General features: G+C 66.8%; 9 protein-coding genes. 4 read left to right on the top strand and 5 right to left on the bottom strand.

Translation table 11 applies throughout. From position 1 onward, the window contains the following. Together G3O06_RS44535 and G3O06_RS44530 are read left to right on the top strand one after the other, a co-directional pair. A partial coding sequence (locus tag G3O06_RS44535; protein ID WP_205819881.1) for a hypothetical protein occupies positions 1–190 on the top strand: 190 nt, incomplete at its 5' end. 650 nt (positions 191–840) lie between these two features. After that, a complete protein-coding gene (locus G3O06_RS44530) occupies positions 841–1,677 on the top strand; it encodes a bifunctional allantoicase/(S)-ureidoglycine aminohydrolase (protein WP_011353825.1) in 837 nt (278 codons plus the stop codon). 119 nt (positions 1,678–1,796) lie between these two features. Here G3O06_RS44530 and G3O06_RS44525 read toward each other — a convergent pair whose 3' ends face one another. Beyond that, positions 1,797–2,867, bottom strand: coding sequence for a zinc ribbon domain-containing protein (locus G3O06_RS44525; protein ID WP_205819882.1), 1,071 nt, complete (start codon positions 2,865–2,867; stop codon positions 1,797–1,799). A gap of 455 nt (positions 2,868–3,322) precedes the next feature. Continuing rightward, positions 3,323–4,117 (bottom strand): aminoglycoside phosphotransferase family protein, encoded by a 795-nt coding sequence (locus G3O06_RS44520; protein ID WP_205819880.1) that lies wholly within the window; start codon positions 4,115–4,117, stop codon positions 3,323–3,325. Between the two features lie 238 nt (positions 4,118–4,355). Here G3O06_RS44520 and G3O06_RS44515 point away from each other — a divergent pair, with 238 nt between their 5' ends. Together G3O06_RS44515 and G3O06_RS44510 are read left to right on the top strand one after the other, a co-directional pair. Then, the gene (locus tag G3O06_RS44515; protein WP_205819879.1) at positions 4,356–6,476 is read left to right on the top strand and encodes a PBP1A family penicillin-binding protein; all 2,121 of its coding nucleotides are present in this window, start codon (positions 4,356–4,358) and stop codon (positions 6,474–6,476) included. Between the two features lie 8 nt (positions 6,477–6,484). Then, a complete protein-coding gene (locus tag G3O06_RS44510) occupies positions 6,485–7,096 on the top strand; it encodes a trimeric intracellular cation channel family protein (RefSeq protein ID WP_205819878.1) in 612 nt (203 codons plus the stop codon). An 86-nt stretch (positions 7,097–7,182) separates the two neighbouring features. On the opposite strand, the gene G3O06_RS44505 is transcribed toward G3O06_RS44510, so the two are convergent. The 3 genes from G3O06_RS44505 to G3O06_RS44495 form a co-directional block, all read right to left on the bottom strand. Continuing rightward, positions 7,183–7,569 carry a VOC family protein gene (locus G3O06_RS44505; protein ID WP_205819877.1) on the bottom strand — a complete coding sequence of 129 codons (387 nt, stop codon included), beginning with the start codon at positions 7,567–7,569 and terminating at the stop codon, positions 7,183–7,185. A gap of 112 nt (positions 7,570–7,681) precedes the next feature. Continuing rightward, a complete protein-coding gene (locus G3O06_RS44500; protein WP_205819876.1) occupies positions 7,682–8,503 on the bottom strand; it encodes a heme ABC transporter ATP-binding protein in 822 nt (273 codons plus the stop codon). Positions 8,504–8,522: 19 nt separating this feature from the next. After that, positions 8,523–9,163 (bottom strand): iron ABC transporter permease (locus tag G3O06_RS44495; RefSeq protein WP_205819875.1); only part of this gene is annotated, 641 nt, incomplete at its 5' end.

The raw sequence follows: 9,163 nt of genomic DNA, 5'->3' as shown, positions 1-9,163 counted from the left end.
GCACCGGCGCGCCGACGGCGTCGGCACCCGACGCGAGATTCGGCCCGGCCGCCTGCCGGGCCGCGATCGCCGGCCAGACCGGCAAACACTTTCCGGCTTCTTCAGCCGCGGCCGGATGCCCGATCGACGGGCAGGCAAGTTTCCCTCCTCGCTGTATTTCCCCGTTTCCCGACTACATCGCCTCTCGTGACTGAATGCGTCCGGGCAGCGTCGACACCATTCGCGTTCCGTTCGATTCCCGTTGGCCCGCTCTCCGGCCTGATGATGGCTCAGGATTGGCGCGGTGCAGCCAGCTGTCGTGCGCGAGTCGCCCCCTCTTCAATCTGCGTAACCAGATGTATCGCGACCCGCGCGCGTGACCGGAATGGCTGCGGTTATTCGCGCACGTCTCTAGCGTCCCGGCGAACGAGCGCATTGCCCCGCCCGTCAGGATTTCCCTGATAGTCAGGCCGCCGCGCCAAGCTTCCTCACCGCGTGTCGCGGGTGCCGGCAGGTAGTGGGAAATCGAATGGAATCCATCGCAACATTTAATTGGTCGATTGCGAACGACTTCGCTATCGTCGGCGATGCTCGCGTACGGCATCGCACCGTGCCGCTGGCCGCGCCTCGCCGCATGATCGCGAGCGCCACGGCCCGACCGCCGGCCCCACAACCATGGGCCGCCGCGTCCGATGAACCGGACGAACCCGTCGCGAAGCCTGGCCGACCGAACGAAGGCGCATGCGCTTTCAAGCCACCCCGGCAACGACGTCCCGCCGCCGCATGCGTGCCCCACGCGCGTGCGTGCCGCCCGATGCCGTTTGTGTACGGGGCCGGACCAACCCATTGCCTGGATGCACTATGTCTAAGACAACGTATTACGCGCCGCATGGCGGCCACCCGCCGCAGACCGATCTGCTGACCGATCGCGCGATGTTCACCGAGGCGTACGCGGTGATCCCGAAGGGTGTGATGCGCGACATCGTCACGAGCTGGCTGCCGTTCTGGACGAACACGCGCCTGTGGGTGATCGCCCGCCCGCTGTCGGGTTTCGCCGAAACCTTCTCGCAGTACATCGTCGAAGTGAACCCGGGCGGCGGCAGCGACAAGCCCGAGCAGGACAAGAATGCCGAAGCGGTGCTGTTCGTCGTCGAAGGTGAAGCCGAGCTGACGCTGCAAGGCAAGAAGCACGTGCTGAAGCCGGGCGGCTATGCGTTCATTCCGCCGGGCGCGGACTGGACGCTGCACAACGTCAGCGATGCCGCGGTGCGTTTCCACTGGGTGCGCAAGCATTACCAGGCCGTCGACGGCATTCCGCTGCCGGAAGCCTTCGTGACCAACGAGCAGGACGTCGAGCCGATCCCGATGCCGGGCACCAACGGTGCATGGGTGACGACGCGCTTCGTCGACATGAGCGACATGCGCCACGACATGCACGTGAACATTGTGACGTTCGAGCCGGGCGGCGTGATTCCGTTCGCTGAAACGCACGTGATGGAGCACGGCTTGTATGTGCTCGAAGGCAAGGCCGTGTATCGCCTGAACCAGGACTGGGTCGAGGTTGAAGCGGGCGACTTCATGTGGCTGCGCGCGTTCTGCCCGCAGGCATGCTATTCGGGTGGGCCTGGCCGCTTCCGTTATCTGCTGTACAAGGATGTGAACCGTCACATGAACCTGTTGCTGAACCCGGCGCGCTAAGCGTTGAGGAAGCAGTTGGATGTGAAAGCCCGCCGGGGAATGCCGGCGGGTTTTTTTTCAGGTTCTTCGTGGATTAAAAGCCGGAATCCAGCCGGTGCGTGTTGCAAGCACACCGACCGTCAGTCGGATGCCGCTGGCGGCTCATTGCCCTGCGTAGCACCACATTGATGGCAATGCGGAAAGAAGAAGAAATTCCGGCCGCCGCATCCGCATACGTTGAAGAGCCTCAATCCGCAATGCACGCAGAACGTGGAGTCGTCGCCGCCGAGATTCCATTGCTTGTCGCATGACGGGCAGCGCTTTTTTTCGAGTGAGCGAACGGCCTTTTCGTATCCGATCGTGCGCGCACGTTCTCCCTGATCCTGCTGCAATTCGAGCCGCTTGCGTTCGGCATAGCGCTGAAAGGCCTTCATCATGTAAAGGCCGGCGAACACCGTGAGCGCAATGCCGACCAGGACCCGGACATAGCCGCCGAAATTCGGCAGGTATGGGACCAGTTCGATGAAAAATGCACTCAGTGAAAACAGGCCAAAGCCGTACACGAAAGGCCAGTAGCGCATCTTGCGATAGCGCATGAACAGCCAGATCGCAATCAGCAGTATCGGTAAGGTGAGCGCAAGCCGCAGTCCGAACACCTGCAACTCGTAATGCCGTTCCGCCGTTTCGAAGCGCCGTTCGGCTGCCGCGTCCGCGTCGGCGATTTGCGTGTCCACTTGAGTCTGCCGCGATGCCAGTGCCCGTTGCTGGTCGCCGATCGCATCGATCTGATGCTGCCAGTTGACGACCACTGCCTGGAGCGTATCCAGCTTGCGAGTTCTCGCCAGAATGTCCGGGTCCCTCGCACTGTCTCCCGTCACCGAGCGGGTTGCCAGCCAGTTGCGGAAACTTTCTTTCTCGGCCGCGTACTCCTTCGCCGCACGTCCGCGTGCCACTTCCATTGCGTCGGCCTTCTCGGCAAGCGTGTCGTGCTGCGCCCGCAGATCGCGCCGTGCCGCGTCCAGCCGCGCCTTCGCTGGAGCATCCGCGAATTGCTCGACGACGGGCGGCCCGCCCCTCGGAGCGAAGGCCATGTCGCGAATCACGAGACTGCCGAGCATGTTCAGAAAGACGGCAAAGATGATCGCAATCACCCACGAGGCGAGCCGCAGGAGACGTGCTGGACTGGTCAGGCCATCGCTGGGAGTCATCATTGTTTTGCCCTTGTTGGAATGGTTATCTAAGCGGACCGTCGCGAACAACGGCCTCAACTTCATTCGAGCGCCGCCGGCCACCCTGCCGGCGCCACACGTCAGGTCGGGCCGTGAGAAGTTTCGTAAAGCCTGGATACGCCGGATACAAGGAACATCGAGGAATGGTTCGGTCGCCCATCGCAGCATTTGTGCACCCTGCTCGCATCCGCCCGTAGACGGCGGAGGGAGGCACCAGGCCGGGTTCAATGATGGCCTCTATTGCAATCTGCGGTTTCGCACCCGATAACCTCGATCAGGTCAGTAGTCGTCAGTCGAATGCGTCTTGATCGGTCGCAATGATTGTCGATGATTCCCGCACCCTTGTCGAACATCCCCTTCTGGCGCGAGCGCCGTCGGTCTTCCCCGCGTTCTCCGGATACTCATGAAGAACCTGTTTTCATGGACGATGCGTATTGCTACAGGCCGAGTGCGGCCGCCGCAAGTGTCGCAACTTGCAGCCTTGTATTGGGCGGCAGGCCGTCCTCGATCAGCCACACCGCTGACAAGCCCGACCACGCGAGAATCCACTGCAGCAGCCGGTGCCGGTCGAACTGCGCGGCGTCGGCCACGATCGTGACGCGCCGCTCGAAGCGAACAGGATCGACCGCAACGTCGTGCGAGGGATTGCAGAACAGGTTCGCGTAGTCGAATGCGCGATCGCCGTGCAGCCCTTTCGGATCGATCGCACGCCAGCCGCGATCGCCGAAATGGAGAATGTTGCCGTGATGGATGTCGCCGTGCAGGACGACTTCGTCGACGGGCGGCTCGGCCAGCAACTGGCGCGCGACCGTGGCCGAGCGGTGCAGCACGTCGTTGCCAGAAGCATCCGACAGCAGCGCATGGAACCAGTCGTACAACGGCACGACCGCAGGCGGTGCCGAAGCACGATGCGCGTGCAACCGCGCGACGACATCACACGCGATGCGCATCGCGTCGTCGTCGTGGCCCGATGCCGAAAAACCGGCCAGCGTCGGTTCCGGCTGCGCCCGTTCGAGCAGAACCGCATCGCTGTCGTGCTGCCACACCTGCGCGGCGCCTTGCCCGTTCCACCAGGTCATCAGCGCATTGCCGCGGCGCTCTTCGTCGCAGGTGGCGACCTTCAGCATCGCGGGCCGGCCCTGCCAGACAACGGGCAGCAGGCCGCCGCTCGCGGTCAGGATCGGGCCGCCGTCGGGAACGAGGCCCCACAGGCCGAGGTATCGATCGAACATCACACGATGCTACAGCCGAACCGGATCGCGCGCAGCGCGGTTCGTCCGACAGTGCGTCACGCGGTCGCAGGTGTGACGTGAACGGCCGCGGCGTACTTTCCTAAATAAAATTTAGCCAGCCAAACTTTGGCTAAAGAATGTTCCGGTTTCGCGCCATCCCTTCGACAATGCGCGCCTTTCGTGACCAGTCGGTGCCTCTCGCGCACCGGCCGTCGCAGCATCGAAGAAGGAGCCCGACATGACCGACCACGCCGCATCCCCGCCACCACCACCCGCACCGCCGCCGCGCCGCCGCCGCGTATGGCGCACGCTCGCGGGCGCGCTGCTCGGCCTGACGGTCGCATGCGCGGGTATCGGCGCATGGACGATCCAGCGCATCTGGACGCAGTTGCCGTCCGTCGAGCACCTCGCCGTGTATCGTCCCGCGCTGCCGCTGCGGATCTTCTCGCGCGACGGCGACCTGCTGGCCGAATACGGCGTCGAGCGGCGCGAGTTCGTGCCGCTCGAACGCATCCCGCCGCTGATGCGGCAGGCGCTGCTCGCGGCCGAGGACGCGAAGTTCTACCAGCACGGCGCGGTCGATTTCAGCGGCCTCGCGCGCGCGACGTTCGCGAACGTTGTGACCGGGCAGCCGGGGCAGGGCGGCAGCACGATCACGATGCAGGTCGCGCGCAACTTCTACCTGACGCGCGACAAGGTGCTGAGCCGCAAGCTCGCCGAGATCCTGATGGCGACCAAGCTCGAACGCGAATACAGCAAGGACAAGCTGCTCGAGCTGTACATGAACGAGATCTATCTGGGCGAGCGCGCGTACGGTTTCGCGGCGGCCGCGAACGTGTATTTCGGCAAGCCGCTCGACGCGCTGAGCGCGGGCGAGGCGGCCGTGCTCGCGGGGCTGCCGAAGGCGCCGTCCGCGTTCAACCCGGTCGTCAATCCGGCACGCGCGACCGCGCGGCGCAACTACGTGCTCGGCCGCATGCATGCGCTCGGCCAGCTCGACGACGCGACGTACCGCGTGGCCGTCGACGCGCCGATCGCGCTGGCCACCACGCCGCCGCCCGGGATCATCGCGGCGCCGTACGTTGCCGAGCGCGCGCGCCGGATGATGGTCGAGCGTTTTCACGACGACGCCTATACGCTCGGCCTCGACGTGACGACGACGATCTCGATGCGCGACCAGCGCGCGGCCGAAGCGTCGCTCGAACGTACGCTGAGCCGTCAGCCGCGCGCGAAGCGCGATGCGCGCAGCGGGCTTGAAGGCGCACTGATATCGCTCGACGCGGCAACGGGCGACATGCTCGCGCTCGTCGGCGGCGCGGATTTCAACCGCAACGTGTTCGACCATGCGCTGCAGGCGTATCGCCAGCCGGGCTCGAGCTTCAAGCCGTTCGTCTATTCGGCGGCGCTGGAGAAGGGCTACTTCCCGGGCGTGCTCGTCGACGATACGCAGCGCACGCTCACCCATGAGGAAACCGGAGCGCGGCCGTGGCGCCCGCGCAATTTCGCCAACAACTACGAGGGCTTCATCCCGGTGCGGCGCGGGCTCATGCGCTCGAAGAACCTCGTCGCGGTCAGCCTGATGCAGGCCACCGACGCGCGCTACGTGCAGCAGCACGCGGTGCAATTCGGCTTCGACGCGCAGCGCAATCCGGCGTCGCTGCCGCTCGCGCTCGGCGCGGGTGCCGTGACGCCGCTCGAACTGGCGAGTGCATACAGCGTGTTCGCGAACGGCGGCACGCGGATGGAGCCGCGCCTGATCCTGTCGGTGAAGCAGCGTCATGGCGGCGCGATGTACGAGGCGACGGCGCCGGCAGGCGAGCGCGTCGTGTCGGCGCGCAATGCGTTCGTGATGGACAGCATGCTGCGCGACGTCGTGAAGTCAGGCACCGCGCGCGGCGCGCTTGCGCTGCGCCGCGACGACGCGGCCGGCAAGACGGGCACGTCGAACGGGTCGAAGGACGTGTGGTTCGCCGGCTACTCGTCGGGTGTCGTCGCGGTCGCGTGGCTCGGCTACGACACGCCGCGCTCGATGGGGCGCGCGACCGGCGCATCGCTGGCGCTGCCGGTCTGGCTCGACTACATGAAGACGGCCGTCGACGGGCGTACACCGGTCGAGGCAACGCCGCCGCAGGACGTCGCGCTCGTCGACGGCGACTTCGTCTACGCCGAATACACGCGCGGCACATGCACGGCCGACGTGCCGTCGTACATCCGCAGCCGCTTCGCGTGCGGCGGGGCGGGGGCGGCCGATGTGTCCGACGCGCCGGTCGACCACGGCAAGCCTGCCGAGCCGATGCCGGCCGCGGTCGATGCGGCCGAGCGCGAACGCGTGCTCGACCTGTTCCGGACGGATGACTGACGCGCACCATGCATACGCTCTACTTGATTGCAATCGTCGCGGAAGCGATGTCGGGGGCGCTGATGGGCATGCGTCGCGGGATGGACCGCTTCGGGCTCGCGCTCGTCGGCGCGGTGACGGCGCTCGGTGGCGGCACCGTGCGCGACGTGCTGCTCGGCCACTATCCGCTCGGCTGGATCGCACATCCCGAGTACCTGGTGATCACGCTCGTCGCGGCGACCGTCGCGTCGTGGGTCGCGCGGCATGTCACGCGGATGAAGACGCTGTTCGTCACCGTCGACGCGATCGGCCTCGCGGCGTTTACGATCATCGGCTGCGATATCGGCGCATCGACGGGCACCGCGCCGATCATCGTCGTGCTGGCCGGCGCGATCACGGGCGTCTGCGGCGGGATGCTGCGCGACCTGCTGTGCAACGAGATGCCGCTGATCCTGCGCGAGGAACTGTACGCGAGCGTCGCGTTCGTCACGGGCGCGTTGTATGTCGGGATGCAGTACCTTGGCGTCGATGTCGGGGGCGCGACGGTGGTCGCGCTCGTGGCTGGCTTCGCGATGCGGATGCTTGCCGCGCGGCTGGGCTGGAAGATGCGGACGTTCGGCGCGGCGGACGTCGGGCATTGAGCGGGAAGGCGTGCCGCCCGCGCGGCGCGCGGGCACGGATCAAGCTGGCACGGGCACTCCTGTGAGCACCCGGGCCGGACGGAACGTCAGTCAGCCTGCATCACTTGAAAGACGTTGCCTTCCGGATCGATGCCGTCGTACATCGTGTACGCGAACCCGTCGTAGCGCTTGAGATCGCGCACCGTCACGCCGCTGTCGGCCAGCCGGTCGTGATGCGCGCCGATGTCCTGGCCGATCGAGAACACGAATTTCACGTGGCTGGCTTCCGCGCGCGCTTCCGCATCAGCAGGCACCGCGTGGCGGAACGCCGGGCCGGCGAGATGCAGCGCGAGTTCAATGGCGCCCGCGCCGAGCACGGCCCACTCGTTTTCGATTTCCTCGACGACGGGCAGATCGAAATGCTGTTGGTAGAACGCCTTCAGCAACGCGACGTCTTGAACGTACAGGATGATGCGGGTCATCGGAAGCGGCACGTGGGTCTCCTCGAAGGGGATGCGCGAAGTGCGAATGATGCGTTGTGAAAGTCGTTGCTATCGATAAGACAGGATAGAGCGCGCCGCAATGACCATGCGGCGCCCGCCCGCGTTACGCAGGCACCATCACCGGCGGCGCGCCGTCGCCGGTCTCCACCATCTTCACCGCGAACCCGTAGCACTGCGCGATATGGGCCGGCGTCATCACGTCGCGCGGCGTGCCGTGCGCGACGATCGTGCCGTCGGCGAGCATCGCGATCGTATCCGCGTGCCGCGCGGCGAGATTCGGATCGTGCACGATCGCGAGCACACCGAGCTGCCATTCGCGCGCAACCGCGCGCACGGTTTCGAGCAGGCGGTGCTGATGCGAGAGATCGAGCGCGGCGGTCGGCTCGTCGAGCAGCAGGTAGCGCGGGCCGCTTTCCTGCGCGTCATCGTCCGGCCACAGCTGCGCGAGCACACGAGCGAACTGCACGCGTGCGAGTTCGCCGCCCGACAGCGTCGTGACGTCGCGGCCGACGAGCGCATCGGCGCCCGCGCGTTCGAGCGCGCTCCATGCGATGTCGCGGTCGCGATGCGACGTCGCACCGCTGCGCCGCGCATGCGGATAGCGGCCGAGCAGCACGATTTCGTCGACGCTGAACGGGAACGCCGGCTGCGCGGCCTGCGGCAGCACCGCGCGCAGGCACGCGAGCCGCGGCGCGTCGATGCGCGCGAGCGGTTCGCCGTTCAGCGTGATGTCACCGGTCACGCGCACGCCGTTCGGCGCGACGCTGCCGGTGAGTTCGCCGGCGAAGGTCTTCAGCAATGTGCTCTTGCCCGCGCCGTTGCGGCCAAGCAGTGCGGTCACGCGGCCGGGTTCGATCGACAGCGACAGGTCGCGCAGGATCGCATTGTGTCGACGGGCGACGTCGAGGTGATGGGCGGTCAGCATGGTCGTCGTGAGGGAAGGGTTAGCCGCCGAGCGCGCCGCGGCTCTTCCACAGCAGCGCGAGAAAGAACGGTGCGCCGAGCAGCGCGGTCAGCACGCCGAGCGGAATTTCCGCGGGTGCGGCAACCGTGCGCGCGGCGAGATCGGCGGCGAGCGTCAGCAGCGCGCCGAGCAGCGCGGCGCCGGGCAGCACAACCCGTTGGTCGGGGCCGCACGCGAGGCGCACGCAATGCGGCGCGACGAGCCCGATGAAGCCGATGATGCCCGCGCACGACACCAGTGCGCCGACCGCGAGCGCGACCGCGACGAGCACGCGCCGCTTCAGCCGCTGCACCGGTACGCCGAGATGCAGCGCCTCGGTTTCGCCGAGCTGCAATGCATTCAGCGCGTCGCGTTCACGCGCGAGCAACACGCAGCCGATCGCGACGCACGGCGCGACGGCCGCCAGCGCGGACCATTGCGCGCCACCGAGGCTGCCGAGGCTCCAGAAAGTCAGCGAGCGCAATTGCGCGTCGTCGGCGACGAACGTGAGCAGACCGATCGCTGCACCGACCAGCGCGTTGATCGCGATGCCGGCGAGCAGCAGCAGCGGCAGCGCGAGACGGCCGCGCGACGCGGCGAGCCGGTACACGAGCGCCGCGACCGCGAGCGCGCCCGCGAACA

It is taken from the genome of Burkholderia sp. Ac-20345 (assembly GCF_017104825.1).
In the GTDB taxonomy this organism is placed as follows: domain Bacteria; phylum Pseudomonadota; class Gammaproteobacteria; order Burkholderiales; family Burkholderiaceae; genus Burkholderia; species Burkholderia lata_B.
The sequence above is the reverse complement of the archived record's forward strand: the minus strand, read 5'-3'. Positions and strand labels throughout refer to the sequence as shown.

Bases quoted from the DNA above. Each gene is read 5' to 3' on its own strand.
- G3O06_RS44520 (WP_205819880.1), bottom strand. From the start codon at position 4,117: ATGTTCGATCGATACCTCGGCCTGTGGGGCCTCGTTCCCGACGGCGGC.
- G3O06_RS44500 (WP_205819876.1), bottom strand. From the start codon at position 8,503: ATGCTGACCGCCCATCACCTCGACGTCGCCCGTCGACACAATGCGATC.
- G3O06_RS44530 (WP_011353825.1), top strand. From the start codon at position 841: ATGTCTAAGACAACGTATTACGCGCCGCATGGCGGCCACCCGCCGCAG.
- G3O06_RS44510 (WP_205819878.1), top strand. From the start codon at position 6,485: ATGCATACGCTCTACTTGATTGCAATCGTCGCGGAAGCGATGTCGGGG.
- G3O06_RS44525 (WP_205819882.1), bottom strand. From the start codon at position 2,867: ATGATGACTCCCAGCGATGGCCTGACCAGTCCAGCACGTCTCCTGCGG.
- G3O06_RS44515 (WP_205819879.1), top strand. From the start codon at position 4,356: ATGACCGACCACGCCGCATCCCCGCCACCACCACCCGCACCGCCGCCG.